18 protein-coding genes are annotated in these 23,902 nt (G+C 43.4%); 8 read left to right on the top strand and 10 right to left on the bottom strand.

Annotation, left to right across the window (positions count from 1 at the left end; genetic code table 11):
- Nucleotides 1–14 precede the first annotated feature (14 nt).
- The 4 genes from KUL49_RS13105 to tyrS form a co-directional block, all read right to left on the bottom strand.
- Entirely contained in the window at nucleotides 15–662 is a 648-nt protein-coding gene (locus KUL49_RS13105; protein WP_242633830.1) for a hypothetical protein, read from the bottom strand.
- Nucleotides 659–1,186, bottom strand: a complete 528-nt coding sequence (locus KUL49_RS13100) for an RNA polymerase sigma factor (RefSeq protein ID WP_131137569.1) — start codon at nucleotides 1,184–1,186, stop codon at nucleotides 659–661. Before KUL49_RS13100 ends, KUL49_RS13105 begins: the two co-directional genes overlap by 4 nt.
- Nucleotides 1,187–1,256: 70 nt before the next feature.
- The gene (locus tag KUL49_RS13095; protein WP_131137568.1) at nucleotides 1,257–1,964 is read right to left on the bottom strand and encodes a hypothetical protein; all 708 of its coding nucleotides are present in this window, start codon (nucleotides 1,962–1,964) and stop codon (nucleotides 1,257–1,259) included.
- A 371-nt stretch (nucleotides 1,965–2,335) separates the two neighbouring features.
- The gene (tyrS, locus tag KUL49_RS13090) at nucleotides 2,336–3,535 is read right to left on the bottom strand and encodes a tyrosine--tRNA ligase (RefSeq protein WP_069944833.1); all 1,200 of its coding nucleotides are present in this window, start codon (nucleotides 3,533–3,535) and stop codon (nucleotides 2,336–2,338) included.
- 316 nt (nucleotides 3,536–3,851) lie between these two features.
- On the opposite strand from tyrS, the gene KUL49_RS13085 reads away from it, so the two are divergent.
- Together KUL49_RS13085 and KUL49_RS13080 are read left to right on the top strand one after the other, a co-directional pair.
- Nucleotides 3,852–5,177, top strand: a complete 1,326-nt coding sequence (locus tag KUL49_RS13085) for an OapA family protein (protein ID WP_131137567.1) — start codon at nucleotides 3,852–3,854, stop codon at nucleotides 5,175–5,177.
- Nucleotides 5,178–5,184: 7 nt separating this feature from the next.
- Nucleotides 5,185–6,387: an anhydro-N-acetylmuramic acid kinase gene (locus tag KUL49_RS13080; protein ID WP_131137566.1), complete on the top strand. Its 1,203-nt coding sequence runs from the start codon at nucleotides 5,185–5,187 to the stop codon at nucleotides 6,385–6,387.
- A 63-nt stretch (nucleotides 6,388–6,450) separates the two neighbouring features.
- Here KUL49_RS13080 and KUL49_RS13075 read toward each other — a convergent pair whose 3' ends face one another.
- A complete protein-coding gene (locus KUL49_RS13075) occupies nucleotides 6,451–7,704 on the bottom strand; it encodes an SLC13 family permease (protein ID WP_131137565.1) in 1,254 nt (417 codons plus the stop codon).
- 246 nt (nucleotides 7,705–7,950) lie between these two features.
- Nucleotides 7,951–9,288, bottom strand: coding sequence for an L-fucose:H+ symporter permease (gene fucP / locus KUL49_RS13070; RefSeq protein WP_131137564.1), 1,338 nt, complete (start codon nucleotides 9,286–9,288; stop codon nucleotides 7,951–7,953).
- Between the two features lie 502 nt (nucleotides 9,289–9,790).
- On the opposite strand from fucP, the gene KUL49_RS13065 reads away from it, so the two are divergent.
- From KUL49_RS13065 to KUL49_RS13045, 5 genes are all read left to right on the top strand, one after another.
- Nucleotides 9,791–11,104, top strand: coding sequence for a carbohydrate porin (locus KUL49_RS13065; RefSeq protein ID WP_373995658.1), 1,314 nt, complete (start codon nucleotides 9,791–9,793; stop codon nucleotides 11,102–11,104).
- Nucleotides 11,105–11,454: 350 nt separating this feature from the next.
- Nucleotides 11,455–12,483, top strand: a complete 1,029-nt coding sequence (locus KUL49_RS13060; RefSeq protein WP_207308458.1) for a two-component system response regulator — start codon at nucleotides 11,455–11,457, stop codon at nucleotides 12,481–12,483.
- Nucleotides 12,446–17,020 (top strand): response regulator, encoded by a 4,575-nt coding sequence (locus KUL49_RS13055; protein WP_131137561.1) that lies wholly within the window; start codon nucleotides 12,446–12,448, stop codon nucleotides 17,018–17,020. The genes KUL49_RS13060 and KUL49_RS13055 overlap by 38 nt, the downstream gene beginning before the upstream one ends.
- Before the next feature lie 8 nt (nucleotides 17,021–17,028).
- Nucleotides 17,029–17,667: an Hpt domain-containing protein gene (locus KUL49_RS13050; protein ID WP_131137560.1), complete on the top strand. Its 639-nt coding sequence runs from the start codon at nucleotides 17,029–17,031 to the stop codon at nucleotides 17,665–17,667.
- Between the two features lie 164 nt (nucleotides 17,668–17,831).
- The gene (locus KUL49_RS13045) at nucleotides 17,832–18,953 is read left to right on the top strand and encodes an alkene reductase (protein ID WP_131137559.1); all 1,122 of its coding nucleotides are present in this window, start codon (nucleotides 17,832–17,834) and stop codon (nucleotides 18,951–18,953) included.
- A gap of 100 nt (nucleotides 18,954–19,053) precedes the next feature.
- On the opposite strand, the gene KUL49_RS13040 is transcribed toward KUL49_RS13045, so the two are convergent.
- Together KUL49_RS13040 and KUL49_RS13035 are read right to left on the bottom strand one after the other, a co-directional pair.
- Nucleotides 19,054–19,500: an SRPBCC domain-containing protein gene (locus KUL49_RS13040; RefSeq protein WP_014950566.1), complete on the bottom strand. Its 447-nt coding sequence runs from the start codon at nucleotides 19,498–19,500 to the stop codon at nucleotides 19,054–19,056.
- A gap of 200 nt (nucleotides 19,501–19,700) precedes the next feature.
- Nucleotides 19,701–21,512 carry a PLP-dependent aspartate aminotransferase family protein gene (locus KUL49_RS13035; RefSeq protein WP_041449864.1) on the bottom strand — a complete coding sequence of 604 codons (1,812 nt, stop codon included), beginning with the start codon at nucleotides 21,510–21,512 and terminating at the stop codon, nucleotides 19,701–19,703.
- Between the two features lie 155 nt (nucleotides 21,513–21,667).
- Between KUL49_RS13035 and KUL49_RS13030 the strand changes: the two genes are divergently transcribed.
- A complete protein-coding gene (locus tag KUL49_RS13030; protein ID WP_131137558.1) occupies nucleotides 21,668–22,660 on the top strand; it encodes a D-2-hydroxyacid dehydrogenase in 993 nt (330 codons plus the stop codon).
- Between the two features lie 72 nt (nucleotides 22,661–22,732).
- Here the strand turns inward: KUL49_RS13030 and KUL49_RS13025 are convergent, their stop codons facing one another.
- Together KUL49_RS13025 and erpA are read right to left on the bottom strand one after the other, a co-directional pair.
- Nucleotides 22,733–23,305, bottom strand: coding sequence for a glutathione S-transferase family protein (locus KUL49_RS13025; protein ID WP_014950569.1), 573 nt, complete (start codon nucleotides 23,303–23,305; stop codon nucleotides 22,733–22,735).
- Between the two features lie 191 nt (nucleotides 23,306–23,496).
- Nucleotides 23,497–23,841: an iron-sulfur cluster insertion protein ErpA gene (gene erpA / locus KUL49_RS13020; protein ID WP_014950570.1), complete on the bottom strand. Its 345-nt coding sequence runs from the start codon at nucleotides 23,839–23,841 to the stop codon at nucleotides 23,497–23,499.
- Nucleotides 23,842–23,902 lie beyond the last annotated feature (61 nt).

Raw genomic sequence — 23,902 nt, 5'->3', positions numbered from 1 at the left:
GGTACAGCTCTTCGCTATTTCATATCGTCTATTTTCGCTAACGCCGACGGCAAGTCGGCGGCTAACTTTTTGTACCGGCGGTATACGATAAAAACGACCACACTGTTTATCAAAAGCTGTGTTCCCCACAGTGTGAAGGCATTAAACATCAGTACATTAAAGACGGCGAGTGCCAGCAATCCACACCACAAAGCCAAGCATCCATAGAGGCTGATTTTCCAGTAATGTAATTGTTGTTTTAATTGGTTTTGTTTAAACGCCAACATTGACTGAACGTCTAACGTCTGGATCTTCCACTGTTTTTGCCTTACCCAATATCCCCATGCCCCGAAAGCGGCGGGAATAGGTGTAAGTACCATGAAAAGCAAAAATTGATACGTGCTAAGTGGCTCGAACAACACCAAAGTTAAACACCACACAGAAACCGCTAGCCCGAGCACCAAATCAACGGCACCTTTTAGTTTAAGTTTAAATCTTGCGCTCTTGGTTTCTTTTATCAGTGAATCTGTATCTACTGAAGGGGTTGCATCCTTGTAGGCACTCTGCCACTGAGCGAGTTGCTTATCTAATTCGTTCATTTGCGTGCTGTTCTCGGCCATACTTAATTTTTCTTCGCTCAAGGCTTTTTTATCTTCGCTCAAGGCTTTTTTATCTTCGCTCAAGGCTGTTGCTCCATTATCTGCGTTAGCTGTTGGCGGGCGCGGCTTACTCGCTTAGCAACGGCAGTCTCTTTGATACCTAACATATTAGCTATTTCCAGCTGACTGAAACCTTCTAAAAGCAATGCCAGCACCTGTCTATACTTTATTTCTAGCTGACGTAAGCCTGTCATGAGATCAATCGCATTCTCTTGTAACGTGGCATCCCGAGATGAGCTGGCGCTGGTTGTGTGAGAAGAATAAAACTCGCCGTCATGGGTAAACTCTTGACGCCGCTGCTCTTTAATCACGTGATCAACCGCCTTGTTATGCGCGACTTTAGCAACAAACGTTTTCACACTTGCCTCACCGCGAAAGCCACTATCACTGCCTTTTGAAGCTCCTTCAAAAGCGCGCCAAACCGCCAGTGACATTTCTTGTATCAGCTCATCTTGAAGTGATTTATTAGCCTCAAATGTTGCCGCAATACGCGCCATGAGCGGCGTGTATTCACTAAGCAGTTTTTCTATTTGAATGGTTTCTTTCACTGCATTTCCATTTTTATTATTTTTTAATTCCACGCTTTAAGTGAGCAGTTGAATTACGCTTCCTAGCTGATTAGCGAAATAAGCGCTGATAGGCAACAAAGCACATACATGAAACAATAGGGCCAAACACTAATCCCGACAATGCGAAAGTATAGGGCGCAAGTGCAACTGTTAAGAAAATCAGGGCACCTATTATCAACATCGGCTTATAAGCGCCCACTACTGCAGCAATACTATTTGTAAAAGATGCTGGGATTGAGCGATGTTTTAAAATAAGCAACATAGGTACAAATAAAAGCAGTAAATTTATTGGTGTTGCCGAGCCCATCATTAGCCCGACCTTCCAAGCGGGTACATCTACTACAACACCATTTGCTAACGCCGCCACTGAATCTGCGCCCATTAACATAGCGCCAATTTGAAATTGGATCCATGCGATCACTGGCCCGGTCAAACTCCACAAAGCGACATTTGTCCATGAGCGCAGTGTACCGCCCGACAATCTCAGCTTGTTATTCTCTGCTAAGTTGGCAATGGCCAACCACATTACGGTAGCCAGAAGCGGACCTACCCATTTCGATATGCCTAAGCCAATTGGCCCTGCAAGCGCTTGAATGAGCCACGCGGCAAATAAAGTAACAAAAGAAAGCCCCAATAATTTGAAAGGTGCTTTTATAAAAAGCTGCCACCCCTCTTTCAGCCATGTGAACGCTTCCTTCGCAGGAAGGCTCTTGTTAGCTTGATGGTATGTTGCACGAGTTGAAGTTACCGTTGTCATGTTTTTATCCTTTGCATTGCGTAAGCGTTAGTATTGAGTTTCACTGTTTTTTCATCCCAGCCTGCTACGCGTTAACTGCTTATCGTACAGTTGGGTTTATTGATTGATTTTTCCCCTATAGACGATAGCGATTGCAAAAACCTGACAAAATTTTTCAAAAAAAAGTAAGAAAAATAAAAAACGTTTAGCGACAATCACTTATAAACGTTAAAGCCAATATCCCCACTTTTAAATTTGGCTTGAAGCCAACTTTGTATGAGTAGTTAGGGCCTTCTAAAAAAATAATCGCCCTACTTTCCTCTAGTACTCATATTTCAGGCAAAAAAAAGCCCGCTTAACTAAGCGGGCTTTCAAAAACTATCAGAAAAACATTAGGCTAGCGTAATACGCGCAAACTTGCGTTTACCCACCTGATACACATTTTCACCTTTTTCGGTGATTACTAAGCGGGTGTCTTCCACTTTATCGCCGTTAATTTTAACTGCGCCTTGCTTAATCATGCGCATAGCATCTGAAGTCGAACCTACAAGGTTAGCTTCTTTCAACAAATTACCAATGGCAATACCTTCATCACTTAATGCAATTTCAAGCTCGGGCATGTCGTCAGGAATAGCGTTTTTCTGGAAACGTTGAATAAAGTCCTGATGCGCGCCTTCTGCCGCTGCGTCGTCATGGAAGCGTGCAATAATTTCTTTCGCCAGCATGATTTTAATATCACGTGGGTTTTCACCGTTAGCAACGCGAGTTTTAAGCTCAGCAATCTCTTCTAGCGGTCGGAAGCTTAGAAGGTCATAGTAACGCCACATCAAATCATCAGAAATAGACATCACTTTACCAAACATATCGTTTGGCGCATCTGTAATACCAATGTAGTTGTTCAAAGACTTAGACATCTTCTGAACGCCGTCTAGACCTTCTAGAAGCGGAACCATTACAATAGATTGCTGCTTTTGGCCTTGCTCTTTTTGAAGCTCACGACCCATTAGCAAGTTAAAGCGCTGATCAGTACCACCTAATTCAACGTCTGACTCTAGCGCAACAGAATCCCAACCTTGCACTAACGGATACAGAAACTCGTGAATAGCAATTGGCTGACCGTTGTTATAACGCTTTTTAAAGTCATCGCGCTCTAGCATACGAGCAACCGTCTGACTTGCAGCAAGTTTGATCATGCCCGCCGCACCAAGGTCGTCCATCCACTCTGAGTTAAAACGTATTTCCGTTTTATCTTCATCAAGGATCTTGAACACCTGTTCTTGATACGTTTTCGCGTTCTCTAATACCTGTTCTTTACTTAAAGGCTTGCGTGTTACATTTTTACCTGTAGGATCGCCAATTAGGCCAGTAAAATCGCCAATAAGAAAAACAACTTTGTGGCCTAGTTGCTGGAATGTACGCAACTTGTTGATCAACACAGTGTGACCAAGATGCAGATCAGGCGCAGTTGGATCAAAACCCGCTTTGATGGTTAGGGTTTTGCCGGATTTTAGTTTTTCAATTAAATCCTCTTCGGGGAGTATTTCATCAACGCCCCGTTTAATCTCAGCTAGCGCTGTTTGCCAATCTTTCATTTGTACGTCACACTCTTAAAAAAACTGTATATTCAATATTGGCGGGCATTTTACGCGTACAACGGAACCATTAAAAGGTTTGCGCGTCAAAAAACGGATTACAAACAGTCATGTTGTTAAACCCAACAGCTTTTAACGTGGAAATAGAGTGCTGAATTAACGTGGACTGTATTCAGTAAACTCAAGAAATAGTCTTCATGATAAGAGCTATTGGGTGTAACAATTTGCGCTAACAATATAATGAGAAAAGTTGCATTTTTAAGCAACGTATGTGAAATAGTGTTGTGCACATAACATTTCTCAGGTGGGCAGTAGTATGAGAAAGAAATTAGACGCTTCTAAAGCGCTCAATTTATTTAAAAAATTACCGAAACAGCACAGAACTGGGTTAGCAGTAGCTAGCTTATTTCTGGGTGGGCTTATTCTTTTTCCAAGTGAACCAGTAGAAGCCAGTCGCCATCAAGAAGCACACATTCTGGATGCGGGTGTCCGCTATCCGGTGGAGCTTCATATTGCGCCGTCAACCAACGTATTTTCTGGTGAAGAAGAATCTTCATGGCAGACGTACAAGGTGCGCAGTGGCGATACATTAGCAAAGCTATTTAAGCGTGCTGGCTTCACTTCGCGTGACGTATATAACGTAACGCAGGCAGGAGAGCTAACAAAAACGCTGGTTACTTTATTGCCCGGCGATGAACTATCGTTTAAAGCGAATAAAGACGGCGGCTTCGGCGAGCTAAAGTACAAATTGTCTTCGACTGAAACCCTGTTTGTACGTCCAGAATCGTCGGATGAGAACAGCGCCTTAACCGCTGAGCTTGAAAAGCGAGATGTAGACATTCGCTACAACTTCGCCCAAGGTGAAATTCACTCAAGCTTTTGGAACGCCGCCAGTGATGCAGGCTTAACCAGCAACCAAATTATGAATTTGGCGGGTATTTTCGGCTGGGATATCGACTTCGCCATTGAGATCCGTTCTGGCGATACGTTCAACGTAGTATTCGAAGAGCAATACATCGACGGTGAATTTGTCGGTTACGGCGACATCGTTGCAGCGGAGTTTACCAACCAAGGCGAGCATTTTAGCGCTATTCTTCACGAAGATGGCACATACTACACGCCTGAAGGGCGCAGTATGCGTAAGAGCTTCTTACGTGCGCCGGTGAATTTTAGATATGTAAGCTCTAACTTCACAAAAGCTCGCTTCCACCCCGTGCAAAAGCGTTGGAAAGCGCACCGCGGTACAGATTATGTTGCAGCAGTCGGTACGCCAATTATGGCTGCGGGTGACGGTAAAGTAATTAAAGCTGGATACGATAAATACAACGGTCACCATGTATTCATTCAGCATGGCGAGAAATATACGACCAAGTATCTTCATTTTAAAAAGCGTGCAGTGAAAGTAGGAGATACGGTTAAGCAAGGCCAAACCGTGGGCTATCTAGGTAGTTCAGGTATGGTTACTGGCGCCCATCTTCACTATGAGTTCTTAGTGGATGGTGTTCACCGAAACCCTCGTACGGTAGAGTTACCAAAGGCGCTGCCCATAGCTAAGGAAGAGAAAGAAAGGTTTATGGAAATTGCAGCAATACGCCAAGAGCAGCTAGACAATAACAAGCGCATTATGCTTGCAATGAAATAGCGACTGCATGGCTAAATATATTGGCCTGATGTCTGGTACTAGCATGGACGGCGTAGACGCCGTCTTATGCGACATCTCACTAAACTCTTGTACCACTTTGGCCGCCCATTCTCTTCCCTATTCTTCAGAACTGCTCAGTGCCCTCAACGCACTCTGTATTGAAGGCCCCGACGAGCTTAACAGCTTAGCTATCGCTGACCGACTGGTGGCTGAAACCTTCGCGAAGGTAACACTTGAGCTGCTCGAACAAAACGAGTTAAACGCCTCAGATATCACAGCTATTGGTTCGCACGGCCAAACCGTACGCCATCACCCGAACTCTGATGTACTGTCAGCACATTTTGCAAAATCTTCCATACGCGGATTTACCTGTCAGATAGGCGATCCGAATACCATCGCAGTACTTACTGGTATTGATGTTATCGCCGACTTTAGGCGCAAAGATATTGCCCTTGGTGGTCAAGGAGCTCCCTTAGTGCCCGCTTTTCACAATGCAGTATTTGCCAGTGATGATAAACACCGAGCACTCGTTAACATTGGCGGTATAGCAAACGTTTCACTGCTTGCGCCAAAACAAGATGCTTCGCCACCTAAAGGGTTTGATACCGGACCAGGTAACACCTTGATGGATCAGTGGATAAGTCTTCATTTAAATAAAAGCTTTGATAAAGATGGAGCATGGGCTGCGTCAGGGCATTGTCACTCAGGTCTGTTAGACAGGCTCTTACTGGATGATTACTTCGCTTTGCCTGCGCCTAAAAGTACTGGCAGAGAGTATTTCAATATTAATTGGTTAAGTAATGCGCTCGCCGATTACTTCCCTTCTAGTGCAGAGCTGCAAAGCGAAGAAAAGAACAATAATTTAGCCCCTAAAGACGTGCAAGCATCCTTACTTTCGCTAACAGGTAGCACTATCGCTCAGGAAATTGTGAAGCATTTTCCTAAAACAAATAAAGAAGGCGCAAAAAGCGAAGTTATAGTGTGTGGCGGTGGCGCTTTCAATAAAGCATTAATGCATAACTTGAGCAATGCGTTAAGTGATTATGTAGTAACAGACAGCCATGCTCTGGGCATCCATCCACAGCACGTTGAAGGCGCAGCATTTGCGTGGTTTGCACATGCGTATATGAATGATATTCCAGGCAACGTGCCTGAAGTCACAGGGGCTTCGAAAGCCACGGTACTCGGAGCGTTATATAAAAAAGCATAAGGGCGACAGGCTATCACCCTCAAACGCTTTATTGGTTCTGTTTATAAAAGCAACGTCACCACCTTAACTTGCCGTAACAAACATATTCGCCATTACCAATACCAACGCGTAACCCACGCTATACGCTGCAAGAAGAAGCAACACGAACTTGCCGTATTTGGCGAACGTCAGGCCCTTAACCTTACTCATGGTAACAATACCTGCTGATGAGCCAATAATAAGTAACGAGCCCCCCACGCCTACTGCATACGTGAACGCCATCCACTCAGCTGTCGACATGGCAATGTCCGCTTTTAACAACGCAGCAGTTAATGGCACATTATCTATCATGGAAGACAACACCCCCATCACAAAGTTGGCCCCTGTTGAAGGCATTACGCTATATACATGTAAAAGTGCGCCCAATGCGTCAATGTGATCGAGCATACCGACAAGCAGCAACACCCCAAGGAAAAACAGAAGCGTGTCGAATTCTATTAGGCGAATATAGTCCAAGATAGGATCATCATATTTTTCTTCTCCCATAAAGGGAGCCACTAAAAACATAACCGTCATACCCGCTAAAAACGAAAGCATAGGTGGAATAGCAAAAAGCACATTGGCAATTAACGTCAGTACAATAGTGGACAGGAATATTCCCGCAATTACGTAATCAACCGGCCTAAGTTCATGGCGTGTTTTTTTTAATTTAACTTCCCCCTTCATACCTATACTCAACAGTAACGCTAGGAATAGTACTGCTGTGAGTGAAGGAATAATAAGTAAGAGCAGCTGAGTTATAGTGACCTTATCATCCAAGAAAATCATAAGAGTGGTGACATCCCCGGTTATTAGCGACACGCCCCCAGAGTTCACCGCAAATACCACTAGCACGGCAAATCGCATGGTTTGGTTAAAGGGCAAACCCAAGGATAAAACCATGGCAATAGACACCAAGGTCGCTGTGATGTTGTCAGCTAGCGAGGAGAAGCAAAAACTAAAAATAGCGGTAAAGAATATGAGCTTTTTGAGGGTTATTTTTTGCGGCATGATAATGTTTAACATGTTTTCAATCATGCCTTTGCGGTTAAGGTAAGCAACGAAAGTCATTGCCGCTACAAGGAATAACCAGAGGGTGGATATTTCACTTATGTTTTCTATGAGGTGTTCATTGAGCTCTGCTAGGTGAGGGCCCCTATTCGCATCTATGAAAAGAAGGATCCATGCGAATGTTCCGAAAAATAATGTGGTTTTGGCCTTATTCACGTGTAGCACTTCTTCAAATACCACACCCAATAATGCCATTACCGCTATGCCAATGAGCACATAGTCCAGCATACGTTTTACTCCCAAATTGTCAGGGGTGAATTATACTATTGCTGTTCATGTTTTAGCAGGTGTTCAGCGCTATACAAGGGGAAAAATCAGTTATATTCAACATGCACTAAACTGATGAAAATACGGTGAAAAAATGCTGTTAACTAATTGAGTGCATTGCTCAAAAAGTGGAATACATAACGTATTCAATATACAAAAAAGGCCAGTGATAGAATCACTGTCCCCGTACACGTTTCTGAAGAAATACTATTTAGCTATTCCCATTTCCACCTTTTTAAGGGCATCTGCGTCTATTTCGGACTGAGGCTTAGCGCTGCTCTTTTTGGCGCGCATGTCGAAGTAGCCGTAGCCACCTACTAGCAAGAAGCAAATAGCTGGAACAATATATGACACAACAACACCTGCGCTATCAATAATGGCGGCTTGGAACAGCGGCATGATAGCTCCACCAAGAATGGCCATTACAAGGCCTGCTGCGCCTAGCTTAGTGTCTTCCCCCAGACCTTCAAGCGCAATGCCGTAAATCGTTGGAAACATTAGTGATAAACAGGCAGAGATAGATACCAATGCGATTACGCCTGCTAAATTAGGAGACTGTGTCATGAAGATACATAGCGCCATGGCAATCAGTGACATGATCATTAGCAGTCTAGCTGGATAGAGGTACTGCATAACCCACGTCATCACGAAGCGAGAAATTAGAAATACAATCATGCTGTATTGTAAAATTTCACCACCACTCACTTCGTTGCCACCTGTCGCTTTCATTGCATATTGGATGGTGAAGGTCCACACGCAAGTTTGTGCTCCGACATTAAAAAACTGAGCCAATACGCCAAACCGATAATGCTTGTTGGCTACTAACCGCTTAAGCGAAGCGCCCAACTTAACGTCTTCCACACTAGACTCAACCGATTCTTGAATTGGCGCTTTGATCAGGAAGATTGCAACCCAAACCAAAACGAGTACACATGCCATACCTACATAAGGAAGCATTACCGCATCAAGCTCAGCCCCTATCAGGTTTTTAAGCTCGCTTACCGACATGGCGGCACGCTCTTGTGCAGATGCCTGATTCAGGTTTGGCAATATAAGCGTTGCAGCCAAAAACACACCTAAATTAGTACCAACGGGATTAAATGCTTGAGCTAGATTTAAACGGCGTGTCGCACTTTTTTGATTTCCCATCGCCATGACGTAAGGGTTCGCCGACGTTTCCAGAATGGATAATCCACCAGCCAATACAAAAAGTGCAGCAAGGAAAAAGCCGTAAGTCATGGTTTGGCTTGCAGGATAAAACAAGAATGCCCCCGCGGCCGCGCAGCCCAGTCCGGTCAATACACCTGTTTTATAAGAAAAGCGCTTGTTGATAAAAGCAGCAGGGATGGCTAAGCAAAAATACGCGCCATAATAGGCAAATTGAACCAATGCCGATTGCAAAGACGACATGGTAAATATTTTACTAAATACCTTTACCAAAGGGTCTGTCATGTTCGCAGCCACACCCCATGCAGCAAAGCAAATCGTTAACAATACAAAGGGAATCAATGTGTCTTTGGAAACCAAAGGGGCGTTGTTTTTCATAAGAACGGCCTTTCGCTTGTAAAAAATTAGTTAACCAATTTAAGCATTGCTCTTTACCCCTGTCAATAAATCAATTTAATTTACTTATTTCAAATTACGTTAAAAATTAGACTTTATATCTAGACGACCGTTAACAAACAATGCGTGACTATTGTCAAACGGATAAAACCTCCTTTAAAAATTTCCTAATAGACAACAACATAACCAAGATAGCAAGCCTCACAGGGAGCTTTCTAGTCACCTTGAAATATTGCCATCGCATCTTCCAACTATTAACGAAAAACACACAAATGTAGCAAAAGAAATAAATAAACAAGGTTGATTTAATAACAAAGGTTAGTTAGATTTCGTTCAAAACAAGCATATGTTAACGCGTTGTAACGTTAGCTAACTCTGATTTATCTCGCGTCAACAAGGAGTTAGCAACAAATGCGTAGATGTCATCAGTCACACGCTCATAACAAGCTGCGGTTGATAAACATTTTTAATTGAGAGAATAATGATGAAAACACCTACAGTTACCCGTCGCTTTTCTGGATGTAAGACAGGCTTGCAAACAGCGCTCTTCGCAAGCACCGCCATTGTTGCCGCCACTGCGTCAGCATCACAAAGTAAGTTTCAAGACGCGTTTGACTTTCAAGCAAGTTATACGGGTGAGTCAGCCACCAATATTGACGGTGGTGAACGCAGAGGCAGTGCCTATGCTGGTCAGCTCTTTGTAGGTGGAGAATTAGATTTAAATACGCTAGCGGGCTGGAAAGACACCAAAATCCATATTGCTATGACAAACCGACACGGCAAAAACTTAGCCGAGCACTACATTGGGAACAGTACGTCCGTACAAGAAATCTTTGGCGGCCAAAATACCCGTCTTGCACGGTTTACGATTTCTTCCTCGTTTTTAGATGGCGATTTAGAACTAGAAGGTGGCCGTACAGTAGCGAATATCAGTTTTTTAGGCTCTGAACTTTGTCAGTACTTTCAAACCAATGCTGCTTGTGGGAACCCAACCTTTGTATTTAGAACCAGTAACTTTACTTGGTGGCCGGTTTCGAGTTGGGGTGGCCATGCGAAATACTGGCTTTCGCAAAAAACGTACTTTCATACCGGCGTCTATGAAGATAACACCAGTCATCAAGACCTAGGCGATCACGTCTTCGATTGGGCGACTAATGAGGCTACAGGTGTTGTGGTGCCCTTCACTCTGGGATATCAAACTACGTGGGACAATGACGAACTTCCAAGACGCTATGAAATTGGCGGTTGGTACGATGGCGCAGACTACACCGACCCTGTCTTTGATGAGGAGGGCAACTATGCGGCGCAGTCAGGCAATGATTACGCTGTTAGAAACGGTCGTTCGGGTATATTCGCACGTTTTGAACAAACTGTTACTCGTCCTAACCCACTAACGAAAGAAGGGTTAACACTATTCGGTGCCGTGTTAACCGGTACTTCGGGCGAACTGATTGAAGACTACTATATAAAAGCGGGCTTTGTATTACGAGGCACACTGGCCTCACGCCCTAACGATACCATTGGCTTCGTATTTACCCGTCAACAGTACAGTGACGAAGCGCTAGAGGATCAGCGTTTATTAAGAAGCATAAACGGCGGGGTTGGTACACCAGCAAGCAGCCAAACCATGTTAGAGCTAAGTTATGGTTATCAACTCAATGACCACGTAAGAATTCAGCCGAACGTTCACTACATTATAAACCCCGACCAATTCGCACAGCGCGACAGAGCCATGGCACTTGATGATGCGATTGTTCTGGGTTTAAGGTTCGACGTAAACCTAGCGGCTTTGCTCTAAACAAAAATATAGAGCAAGAGGATTATATTTATATCGTTTGCTCTATTCTTCTAACTGAAATTTATAGTCTTCGTTAATCGCGCTTAGTCAAACCTTTTAAACATGTAATACCTAGCCAATTTATTCACTAAAACGACATCATTAGACTCCAGAGTTATTTTAATAACTTTGGTAAAGTTACTTTGAAATGCTAATCATCATGAAGAAAGCCCTTTCTCTTGCGCGCGTAATGATGAATAATAAACATCCACTTTATAAAAAGTAGCGCTCAACATTTCCCGTTGGTGCACAAGCATGTAAATGTATTTCACGTAGTAAACTTTAACTAAGGAGAGTTATCGTTGCTTGATATCGAAAAACAGACCGTTTTAGTCGTAGATGACATACCGGAAAATATTGAATTGCTGTCAGCTGTTTTACGCAACGAGTACAAGGTAAAAGCCGCCCTAAATGGGGAGTTGGCACTCAAAATAGCACGCAGTAATAACAAGCCTGATATCATATTACTTGACGTAATGATGCCTAAAATGGATGGGTATGAAGTATGTCGCCAACTAAAATTAGATGTGTCCACAGCATCAATACCAGTCATCTTTGTAACCGCTAAATCCGAAGTAATTGATGAACAGAAAGGGTTCGATTTTGGTGCAGTTGACTACATTACTAAACCTATTAGCCCTCCCATTGTTTCTGCCAGAATAAAGTCGCACTTGGCACTCTATGATCAGTCCCGACACTTAGAAAGACTCGTCGCCCAGCGTACACAAGATCTGCATAAAACTCGATTAGAAGTTATCCATAGATTGGGTAAAGCAGCTGAATATAAAGATAATGAAACGGGTATGCACGTTATCCGAATGAGCTATTTTTGTAAGTTTATGGCAGAGCGTTTAGGCATGTCCGAAGAATGGGTTGACCTTTTACACAACGCTGCGCCCATGCATGACATCGGCAAAATCGGCATTCCCGATGCTATTTTGTTGAAGCCAGGTAAGCTTGACAATGAAGAGTGGGAGGTCATGAAAAATCATGCCGTGTATGGTGGTGAAATAATTGGTGATAGCGATGAGCCATTGTTAAATATGGCAAGAGAAATTGCTGTTTGTCACCATGAAAAATGGGATGGTACAGGCTATCCTAATGGTCTTGCAGGTAAAGACATTCCTCTATCAGCCCGAATAGTATCAATAGCCGACGTTTTTGATGCGCTTACAAGTGAACGTCCTTATAAAAAAGCGTGGAGCGAAGAAAGGGTCATTGACCTCATAAAGTCCGAAGCAGGTAAACATTTCGATCCTGAACTGGTGCCACTTTTCCTGTCATGCCTTGATGAAGTAAGAAGTGTTCAAAAACGTTTTAGAGACGAAAGTTTTGACTAACCGTTGTAGAGAAAGCTCCCTTTGCATAAATGCGGTCATACTGAGCATTAGTTTTCTTTGTTATCTATTACTTACTTTCCAAGCCGCTTTTGCTTCAGAAAGGATAGAAACACTTTCGCTAAGTGATGGTTTGTTAAGTCCTCAGATATATAGCGTACAAAAAGATGCAAACGGATTTATGTGGTTTGGAACTGCTGACGGTGTCAAACGTTTCGACGGCTATAAGTTTGTTTCTTTCAGGCATGACCCTCAAGATGAAGGTTCAATTTCCAATAACAGTATTAGCACTATGTTAGTGGATAGTGCTAACAGATTATGGGTAGGAACCTGGGGAGGAGGGCTCAATTTACTTGATAAAGAAACGCAGCAATTTATTCACTATAAACATGACGCTGATAACTCCTATAGCCTTGGAGCAAATAAAGTCCAATCCCTTTTTGAATCTCGAAACGGTGACCTATGGGTAGGTACTAACGGCGCTGGTTTGAACAAGTTTGATCGCGATGCTCAGCAGTTCATTCGTTTTTCAGATATAGACAAAAGTATTGATAAGGCAGGAGAAAATAGAGTTTGGAGTATTGCCGAAGATAGTAGAGGTGGAATTTGGATAGGTACGTCTAACGGCCTATATAAAAAGGCGTTAAATTCCAGCGAGTTTACTCTTGAAGCATCTAATCAAAACGGATTAGATCACCTGGAGGTCCGTTCAGTTTTTATCGATAAAAATAACCGTATTTGGTTAGCAACCCGAACAAGCTTCGGGTATTTCGACACTAGCAGTAGCCGTTACGAAATGATTCCATTTCCCGAGGGTACGATTCCTAGTATTACTCAAATATCAAAACACCAAGACTTTTTATTACTGGCTACCTTTGCTGGAGTCTACAAATATAGCCTATCACAAATGCGCTTTGTGCCTGCTGATAATGGGCGCTGGGCGTTAATGGAAAACCGAGATGTAAGACAAGTCTATGTAGATAAAACCGATATCATGTGGGCCGCCACCCGCTATTCAGGAGTAAAGAAAGTATATTTTCGCCCCCATGCTTTCAGAGGTTGGACAGACATATTGAGCGACCAACCTCTAGCGGGACTCTTTTCACAAGTGATTTCAATGTCACCTGCAGAAAATGGAGGTATATGGCTGGGTACAGGGCGCAGCCTCGTGCATTTTGACGGCAACGAAAAGTTTGTACCTCACATGAGCCAAGAGAGCCTATCAAGGTTAAATAGGCTAAGAGTGAACAGTATACAAACCAGCAGACAGGGTGTTGTATATCTAGCAACTGATTTTGGGTTATATAAAATTAGTGACTCTAATGGGACCGTTGAACAACAAGAGCTTGATTGGGCACAAAACAATAATGCGACTATTGAATGGCTAAGTATTGATAAAGACGGTTGGTTTTGGCTCAATCTCGCTGGAAATAACCACCTCACTCGCTGGGAGCCAAGCACTAATAAAGTTCAGACGTTTTTATCGGATGTTGATATTGAGTTCTCATTTATTGATAGCGAAGGTAACGTATGGGTAGGAACACACGGCGATGGTCTTTTCAAAATTGCTTACCAGACGAAAAATATATCTCACTACACAACAGAAAATACAAACACCTCTTTACTTAGCAATCATATAAATGATGCGTTTCAATCAGACCCAAGTACAATTTGGTTTGCTACCAACAGAGGTGTATCCAAATTCTCTACGTCTAGCAACAGTTTTACACCCTATAGGATCAATATAGACGGAATAGGTTTTTCAGTGATGTCTATCATTGAAGATAAGAAAGGCATGCTCTGGCTTGCCACATCAAAGGGGATTTACCATTTAAACCCTGAGACAGGCTCTTTCCAATATTTCACCACTAATGACGGACTTCACAGTAATAGTTTTCTTCCCCGATCGGCGCTATCAATGCCTAGCGGCTACATCTATTTCGGAAGCATTGATGGGTTGACGGGTTTCAACCCGGCTGAAGTAGAGGTGAATGATATTGTTCCGCCTGTTGCAATAACAGGTGTGGATATTGATGGGCAAGATATTTTTCCCATTTCAAAACGTCTGTCAATTCATCAAGATTATAAACAGATATCCTTTACTTTTTCGTCTTTAGATTTCTACGCTAATGAAGATAACAGATATCGAACACGGCTGGTTGGTTATAGTGAAAAATGGGGCGACATTACCGACAAGAATTTTATTTCATTTGCAAAAATGTCGCCGGGAAGTTACCGGTTTGAAGTGATTGGCAGCAACAATCACGGCATTTGGAATAACCAGCCGCAGACTTTGGATTTTGAAATACTTCCCTCTTGGTACGAAACAATATGGTTCAAAACGCTTGGGCCTTTGCTGTGCATCTTACTCGCTTTTATTTTTTACAATAATAGAGTGAAGCGTCATCACGCTACCGAAAAGTACCTTTCTGCGCAAATAGAACAGAAAACCCATGATATTTTTGTGTTGAGTGATATAGGTAAAGATATTGCGGCAACAGGCGAAATGAAGAGTATTGTTAATTTGCTCTATCGACAGTTAAAGATTGCATTTAATGCCGAAACGTTCGCGATAGGTCTCTACGATAAGCAAACTCAAGCGGTAAAGATCATTTTGTCTGTAGTGAAGGAAACGAGAAAAGAAAACTACGTATTACCCCTTTCGAATGTAGGTTGCGCTTTAGAGTGGACAATTGCTCAAAACAAAGAATTCGTTGCTCTAGACAAAAGCGACTGGTCTACCGCAGCAATGCCAGCAAATAAAAATATGAACGGAGAATTTACCAATTCGGTCATATGCCAACCTCTCATGTCAGGTAACAATTTACTCGGTGTGCTGACCGTTCAATCGGACAAGACTAATGCGTTTGACAAAGCGCAACTCCAAATTTTACGTATCGTCTCTAGCCTTGCGTCAGTGGCTATATCTAATAGCCTTACGTTTGAAGAACTAGAGATAGCGAAGGATAGTGCAGAAAGTGCTACACAAGCCAAATCAGACTTCCTTTCGAATATGTCTCATGAGATTAGAACACCAATGAATGCAATTATTGGTATGAGCTATCTAGCACTGCTTACAGAACTTTCACCTAAGCAGCGGAATTACATAGAGAAGGTAAATAAAAGCGCTGAGTCTTTGTTGGGTATCATCAACGACATTTTAGATTTTTCGAAAATTGAAGCAGGAAAACTGAGCCTAGAAAACGTTGATTTTAATCTTGACGATGTATTTAACAACGTTACCAATGCACTAGCAATTAGAGCGATGGAGAAAGACGTAGAGTTATATATAGATATGGAGCCACGAGTACCCTTTCAGGTGGTTGGCGATCCATTGAGACTTCAGCAAGTATTGCTGAATCTTGGAAACAACGCAGTAAAGTTCACTGATAATGAAGGCGAAGTTATATTTAAAGTTTCTCTTAAAGAGGAAAGTGATTCCGCCATTAACTTGCTATTTAGTGTATCCGATAATGGTATTGGAATGACGGAGGTTCAACAAGAGCAACTCTTTTCCTCATTTAGCCAGGCAGACTCTTCCATCACCAGAAAATATGGCGGTACAGGATTAGGGCTTGCCATTTCAAAAGATTTAGTAGAGCTCATGGGCGGTAAAATATGGGTAGAAAGCGAGTATCAAAAAGGCAGCAGCTTCTTCTTCAATGTGAAGCTAGGAACCTCTTGTAATACTCAACGCCATAACCTCGAAACTGACATCGAAGGAATTCGCGTGCTTGTAGTTGACGATAGCGAAACAGCAAGACATGTACTTCGCAACCAGTTAACAAACTTCGGTATAAGGCACGAGCTGGTCGAGAGTGGTATTGATGCACTTAAAAGGCTTGAAAAGCAAACCCTAGACGCTAAGTTTGATCTGGTTTTGATGGATTGGAAAATGCCGGGTATGGACGGTATCGAAACTATAAATGCGATCAGAGAAAGCGACACCATTACGCATAAACCAAAAATAGTGTTAGTAACCGCACATAGTTTAGACGACGTGCAAGAAATTACCCATAAGCTTAAATTAGCAGACGCATTAACTAAGCCCGTTACTCCCTCCACGCTACTAAACACTATTACTGGAGCAACTAATACTAAATGCGTTAAAAAATTACCTTCTACGCCATCGGAGTTAAAGGTTCAAGAAGGCGCACAACTAACAGGTCTAAATCTTTTGCTTGTTGAAGACAATGACATGAACCAAGAACTGGCATTGGAACTACTGGAAAGTGCAGGTGCACATGTCGTTACTGCAGATAATGGTAAGCAAGCCTACGAACTTGTTCTTGAGCAGAATTTCGACGGTGTACTTATGGATTGTCAAATGCCCATCATGGACGGATACACTGCAACCTCGAAAATTCGCACTCATTATGATAGCGACGCGCTCCCCATTATTGCCATGACGGCCAATATTATGAAAGGAGACATTGAAAAAGCCTATGTTTCTGGCATGAACGCCTATATCGCTAAGCCCATCGATGTCCCCCTTATGTATCAAACTATTCTTGGTATCGTAAAAAATAAAAAACGCTAGCACTAGATATCGAAAAACAAGATATAAAGTCTGACAACAGCATACCTGCTTTAAAGGGTATAGATATTTCGTTCGGGCTAAGAGCTACTAACAATAATAGTAAACTGTATAGGAAGCAGCTTTCTAAATTCTATGACAGATACAAAGACTTTCGCTCTTCTTTTAACACCGCAATGAGTGCTAACGACGCAGAATTAATGACAAGAGAAGCCCATACATTAAAAAGCTTAGCGGGTACTATCGGGGCTAAAGCGCTATATTCAAGCTCTCACGAACTTGAGCAGGCCTGCTTGGGTAAAAAAGCGGTTCGTGAAACACTCGCTAAAACCTTAGATGAATTGAATATTGTATTGCAGAGCCTTTCAAATTTATCCTCTTTTTCTGAGCCGAATAACACAAAGAACAGCGATCCTCTTATATCTAGTGCTATTACAAGCAAACTCGAAGAATTAAAAACTTATCTCGAAGACTATGACACTGAGGCTGTTTATGTGGTCGAAGATCTTATTTCATCGGTTGGCAATGTAGATTTCGAAAGTTCGAAAAACGTGAAAACTCAGCTCGTAGCTATCTCAAAAGCGCTCCAATCTTTTGACTTCGATACCGCACTCGTTCACACGTGTTCACTCCAATCCGAACTTAGTTAAGCATTAGCAAAACAGTGTTTTTACATTGCACCTTTGCAAAGCCCCTATCAAAGCAATCCAAACAAACGTTTGATCAGTATCTACTAGGTCTCGAAGCCCCTAGCTCTCAAAGCGTTTAAAGGTAGTTTGAGCTAGGTTTTTAGGTAACTTATATGGGGATTGAAATGACAGACTCAGTACTTTTTAGCTCGTTTGATTGGGCAGAGAATACATTGCAAAACCGCATGGTATTAGCCCCTATGACGAGAGGTAGAGCTGGCGCCGATCGCATACCCAATAAAATTATGGGCGATCACTATGTACAACGCGCAGATGCAGGGCTCATTATTACTGAAGCAACGGCTATTTCAGAAGAAGGCATTGGCTGGGTTGATACCCCCGGAATTTATACCGACGACATGGTCGAGGGCTGGCGCTCGGTGGTCAATAGAGTGCACGAGGCCGGTGGAAAAATCGTTTTGCAACTCTGGCATACTGGACGCGCATCACACAGCGACTTCCACAATGGAAATTTGCCCCTGTCTGCATCAGCAATAAAAATTGAAGGGGATGAAATTCACACGCCTAAAGGCAAGAAACCTTACGAAGTGCCAAAGGCGATGACCTTTGACGATATAAAACGCACAGTACAAGACTACAAAAAAGCGGCCGTTAACGCCAAGGCAGCCGGATTCGACGGTGTGGAAGTTCATGCTGCAAATGGCTATCTCATCAATCAATTTTTGGATAGCCGCAGCAATCAGCGCACCGATAATTATGGTGGTAGTGTCGATAACCGCTACCGCTTTTTGGACGAGGTGATGGATGCAGTATTGAGCGTGTGGGATAAAGAGCACGTTGGCGTGAGATTATCGCCAAACGGTGTATTTAACGATATGGGGGCCGATGATTTTCGTGAAACCTTTACCTTTGTTGCCCAACAGCTAAACAAATTGGAGATAGGTTATTTACACGTAATGGATGGCTTGGCCTTTGGCTTCCATGAACGAGGCGAAGCCATGACCCTTGCTGAATTTAGAGCGCTTTTCGACGGTATGATCATTGGAAACTGTGGCTACACCAAAGAAGAAGCCGAGAAACGTTTATCTGACGGCGATGGTGACATGATTGCGTTCGGAAGGCCTTGGATCACGAATCCAGATCTTCCGACACGATTTAAGCATAATTACCCTCTCGAGTCCTTTGACGATCCATCATCGTGGTACGGAGGTGGTGTTGAAGGCTACAACGATTTTGAAACCTACCGCGAGAAGAGTGGGAAAGACGCGATGACTTCGCTGACCTGATTGTCTTTGGGCAGAGCCTAGCGCTCTGCCCTTTTCAAAAGCGTTATTTGAGATAACACGATGCGTAATGCTAACGCGTTCTCACTATTTTAATATGGCCTTAGTTAAACGACTTTTTCTTAGCGGCTAATACGGCAAGTTTTTCTAGACACGACATCCACGCGTAGTTGTGCTGATCGCACTCTTGCTTATTGAGAAAGCCCTGCTGAATGAGCACCAACCTTACATTCCCCTCTTCGGTCTTTTCGAAGTGAATGTCCACTGATGTCATCACCGACTCTTCCATATCATCTTCCCACGCCCAGGAAAACGACAGCTGCTCGTTCGCTAAAATAGTCACATACTCACCAGTTAATGACATTTCAATACCGCTGGGATCCATCATCTTTATGCGATAGCGACCGCCTTCCTTGAAATCACTCATGATTTGTGTGACCGAACAATCGCCCGGTGCAAACCACTCACTAAGATATTCAGGCTCGTGAAATGCTGCAAAAACAAAGGGCAATGATGCATCTAGCGTTACATCAATTTTAAACTCGTGCATAAGGCTGCCTTAGATATTCTTTGACGTTAAAGATCTGTGTCTATCTTACCTTATAACAAAAGTTAGGCGCTCTAGCGTCATTTACCTTTGCTATAAATAAAAAATCCCGAGCCCGCGTAAGGAAAGGCCCGGGAGAAGGAGAACATCCTCAATATTTTTTATCGACAGCTCAAAGCAACTTCTTGAGCTAAAAAATGAACCTATGCACCTTTCATCAGTGAATCCATACTGGCCTTGCTGCCAAAGTGCTGTGAACTTACTCTTTCACTTACCGACAAATACAGATTGTCGATGTCGGCATTTGCCATAAACTTTTCACAAAATCCTGGAACATGAGGCTCGATAAAATGTTTGGCGGCTAGCATAAAGTGGGCAATGAGCTGTTTAACGTTGTCGGTACCCATGGCGATACGCATAGTCGTCAGTTCTATCCCTGCTTTCTTCTGCTCGTCTGAGCTGAGCTCAGAGTGAGAGGTCAGCGCCGGGCATAAAATTATCGTATTATTCTGGCCAATACTCACTTGGTGGCTGAATGCAGGCTCTAAGGCATCGAAGAACCGCACAAATACATCGCGAGGAAGGTTTGCCGGCGCCATATCAACCGTGAATAAAGTACACGGCCAGCCGTGTGTATGCTGCTTTTCACGCAAACCGGCATTACTGTGTTCAGGCAGTGCGTGACAGTTAACGCGAATTTGATCGTGGGCATTCAAAAATGCAGTAAACACTTGCGTATTGATGACCTTGGTCATCATGCGCTGCTCTAAGGTCTTCATGCCGTTTAATACATCAAAGGCCTTTTCAGAATCTAAGAACGCACCTTTGATGTAGTACACATCCCAAAACATGGTCTGTGACCAATCAACACCATTTGCTGAACTGCCTTTTGGCTGGAACATGCGGTGCCCTTCGCCAATAACTACGCCTGCAGTGGTAGCACCGCTACCACACAAATCTTTAGTGTAGCTGTGGATCACATAGTCAGGTCGTGCAGCTTTGTTTTTATGCTGAAGTGGCTGGTGCAGTACAGGTGTCGCAAGGGTGGAGTCCAACATTACCAACGCATCTTGTGCATGCGCTAATTCACAGATCCCAGGCACATCCAATACGTAACCATGTGGGTTACAAGGCGACTCTAAATACACGTGCATTTTCGCACCATTGCTTAAACGCGACGCATGTTCAGTTTTAGTTTGCTGCATGAACTCTGCAAAGCTCTGTGCGTCATAACCGTCAAACCACGCAATCTGTATGTCCATTCGGTTGCTGCGGGCGAAATAATCATGAAGTAGCTGGTACACTCCGCCGTACACGTTCCTCGAAACAATCAGTACATCGCCATGACTAAGAACATTTGATAAACACGCATCAATGGCAGCCATGCCCGAGTTGAAGTTCCAGGCTAGATATTCGGCAGCGTAAGGACCCGCTTCCATATCCACAATGGCGTTAGCAAGGGAAATATTCGTTGGGTTCAACAGACGTGAATAAATTTGGTGAGTAAATTCTTTGCCTTGAAACGCGTCGTCGACCCATTCAGTACAGGCATACACATAAGTCGCTGTTCTTACCACCACCGGTGTTGCAGAAAAAAGTGCCGTGACATTGTCGAACAGTGGATAGTGCCCTTGCGAGCCATTGCCACTCGACAAACTTTGGTACGTGGCACGAAATGGGTTTTGCAACGTATCCAGTATCTTGGCAATTTGAAAAGACAGAAACTTTTTAGCGTTGAAATAAGCCAGTCTGTCTTCTTTATCAAGTCCTTGTAGCGTATTACTCGTAATATCCCATAGCTGCATAACGCTTGCTTGAGCACCATATAAGTGATGAGCGGTGTTGGCGAGTGCCCTACCGTAGTCGCTCTCAGCATTTATACCGAAATGAGATAATTGTTCCTCAACTAAAGCCTGCGTTGTTTCGGCTTGGGTCGTGTTACGCTTAGGTGAAAGCACCTTAGCGTGCGTTACATCAACATCTGTTGAGTTTTGGAATTTGTTTTCTGACTGCATAGCGATTCCGTTGCAAATTGACTTCAGGTGCATGTACATGACACCAACACTGTTTACAAAAATGTAAAACCTAAATCACATTTTTAGAACAATTGGCATTACGATTATGCAGTCAGACAGAGGAAAGAAAAGTTTACTTTAGGAGTGTTAAGCAAATGACAGCAAGGAGTTCAAAGAGGATTGAACTGACTATTTTGAGCGATGAGTCGAATGATATTGCCGAAGCGATTCGCCAAAGAATAGCAGATAATAACGACTTCATAGGCGCTGATGGTCTCCCGCTTTTAACGCTTAAAAAAATTGCTCAATGCCCAGGAGATGTAAATCCAGAAACCGTTACGGTACTGCTTGCAGACCCCGACCTTGCGTCTCGAATCATTGATACATGTTCAGCACTCACCTGGTGTCAGTCTACCTGGGCAGGCAATGCTCCCCTTCTAAATGCCGATAAGAAGAACTACATACTTACCGGACTAAAGGGAATTTTTGGTAAGCTAATGCGGGAATATGTTTTTGCTTACTTGCTTGGGCATGCCAGAAACGTAAAGGCTTTTGAGCAAAACCAGCGTGCCGCCCAGCCAATTTGGGAAGCATCAAAGCGTATGCCGCTAAATGGACAAACACTTGGCATTGCTGGACTGGGCAGTATTGGGCAAGCATTGATTCCCGTTGCTCACGCATTGGGTATGAGCGTTGTGGGTTTAACCCGAAGCGGGCAAGCAGTGAAAGGTGCCGATGCTGTTTATACACCCGACACTATCGAAGCGTTTGCCAGAGCATGTGACCACGTGGTGAATTTAATGCCCGACACGCCATCTACGCAAAACATGCTTTCTCACGAATTTTTTAGTGCGCTGAAACCCCACAGTGTATTTATTAACGCAGGGCGAGGCAGTGCGGTTGACGACGATGCGCTCTTGCAAGCTTTAGACAACGGCGCATTGGCCCATGCAGTATTGGACGTCTTTCGTAACGAGCCTCTCGACCCCGCTCATTCGTTTTGGCAGCACCCTCGTATTTCAGTAACCGCTCACACTGCAGCGGAATCACAGCCAAGCGACGTAGCCGACGTGTTTTTAGAGAATGCGCTGCGTTACATCAACGGTGAATCGCTTAATTATCAGTTTGATTTTGCAAAGGGCTATTAGTGTTTAAATAGCCCTTCTCGTCATCCATTCAAGGCTAAAATACAGCCTGTCTGTAGCTAGTTACGCTGACGCTTAAATTCTAGGGTCAGTTGCCGTTATCTCAATGCGATCATGGTGCTTTTCATGAAACGATAACAGCTGAGGATAATCCTTCATGCTGTGTAGCTCACGGAAAAGTACCCAGTCAATCATGCTGTACAAACAGATTTCGGGATAAGTCCAACCACTAAATCCACCCGCATCAAGCTGGTTTGACAGCGCATCTAACACAGCTTCAATTCGCTCGTTTTGAAGACGGTAATACATTTTGTCTTCGCTAATATCAAAGTCTGAACGTTTCAGCAGCATAAGCTGAACAAAGGAGTCGTTAGCTGCATCAATCAGGGTTAGTTGATTCTCTTCTTCCCAACTTAACCCTTCGTGATCAAGCTTATCGGCAAGGTAGTTATAAATAATGCGAGAGTCGAAAATCATTTGGCCGTCATCTTCAAGACAAGGCACTTTAAGCGTAGGGTTGCGAGAGGCGAGCAACTCGCGATCTTCACCTGAAAAAATTTGAAGATTAAGAAATTCATGTTCTGTAGACGCAAGTACGATGCGAATGCGGCGCACGTAGGGAGAAGTGGTGGAGCCATATAATTTCATAAACGCTGTCCTAAACCGTAGTCGTTCTATGAAATCAGTGTAGCCGGAATTTGAAAATAAAAGGAAGTGTTAAGAACAAGACAACCGACAGGCATACAAAATGATGCGATGTATGCCTATCGTATTAACATCAAGCGCTCAAAGCTGAACGTTCAACGCTTAAAAAGCGTAGTAGTGTATAGCTTAAGCCCTTAAACGCTAAAGCTTGCACCACAGCCACAAGTCGTCGTGGCATTTGGGTTTTGAACTAAAAACCGTGAACCTTCCAGACCATCTACATAATCGACAATGCCACCGACCAAGTATTGTAAGCTCATCGGGTCGACAACCATAGTTACGCTGTCTTTTTCAATGGTCATATCGCCTTCGTTCACCTTCTCATCGAACGTGAAACCATATTGGAAGCCAGAACAACCACCACCTGTTACGTAAACACGTAATTTCAAATCAGGATTTTCTTCTTCTGAAACAAGGGCTTTCACTTTCGCTGCTGCAGCGTCTGAAAACTCAATTGGCAACGCCGTTTCTACAGACATACCCACCTCTACATTAACCTCGTGCTTTCGCACTTTGTGCTTGGTCGCAATTATCTAATAC

It is taken from the genome of Alteromonas sp. KUL17 (assembly GCF_006538305.1).
GTDB classification, from domain to species: domain Bacteria; phylum Pseudomonadota; class Gammaproteobacteria; order Enterobacterales; family Alteromonadaceae; genus Alteromonas; species Alteromonas macleodii.
The sequence above is the reverse complement of the archived record's forward strand: the minus strand, read 5'-3'. Positions and strand labels throughout refer to the sequence as shown.

Excerpts from the sequence above, each read along its gene's own strand:
- KUL49_RS13045 (WP_131137559.1), top strand. The coding sequence starts at position 17,832 with ATGACAGACTCAGTACTTTTTAGCTCGTTTGATTGGGCAGAGAATACA.
- KUL49_RS13025 (WP_014950569.1), bottom strand. The coding sequence starts at position 23,305 with ATGAAATTATATGGCTCCACCACTTCTCCCTACGTGCGCCGCATTCGC.
- KUL49_RS13065 (WP_373995658.1), top strand. The coding sequence starts at position 9,791 with ATGAAAACACCTACAGTTACCCGTCGCTTTTCTGGATGTAAGACAGGC.
- KUL49_RS13095 (WP_131137568.1), bottom strand. The coding sequence starts at position 1,964 with ATGACAACGGTAACTTCAACTCGTGCAACATACCATCAAGCTAACAAG.
- KUL49_RS13085 (WP_131137567.1), top strand. The coding sequence starts at position 3,852 with ATGAGAAAGAAATTAGACGCTTCTAAAGCGCTCAATTTATTTAAAAAA.
- fucP (WP_131137564.1), bottom strand. The coding sequence starts at position 9,288 with ATGAAAAACAACGCCCCTTTGGTTTCCAAAGACACATTGATTCCCTTT.
- tyrS (WP_069944833.1), bottom strand. The coding sequence starts at position 3,535 with ATGAAAGATTGGCAAACAGCGCTAGCTGAGATTAAACGGGGCGTTGAT.
- KUL49_RS13030 (WP_131137558.1), top strand. The coding sequence starts at position 21,668 with ATGACAGCAAGGAGTTCAAAGAGGATTGAACTGACTATTTTGAGCGAT.
- KUL49_RS13080 (WP_131137566.1), top strand. The coding sequence starts at position 5,185 with ATGGCTAAATATATTGGCCTGATGTCTGGTACTAGCATGGACGGCGTA.
- erpA (WP_014950570.1), bottom strand. The coding sequence starts at position 23,841 with ATGTCTGTAGAAACGGCGTTGCCAATTGAGTTTTCAGACGCTGCAGCA.
- KUL49_RS13040 (WP_014950566.1), bottom strand. The coding sequence starts at position 19,500 with ATGCACGAGTTTAAAATTGATGTAACGCTAGATGCATCATTGCCCTTT.
- KUL49_RS13075 (WP_131137565.1), bottom strand. The coding sequence starts at position 7,704 with ATGCTGGACTATGTGCTCATTGGCATAGCGGTAATGGCATTATTGGGT.
- KUL49_RS13035 (WP_041449864.1), bottom strand. The coding sequence starts at position 21,512 with ATGCAGTCAGAAAACAAATTCCAAAACTCAACAGATGTTGATGTAACG.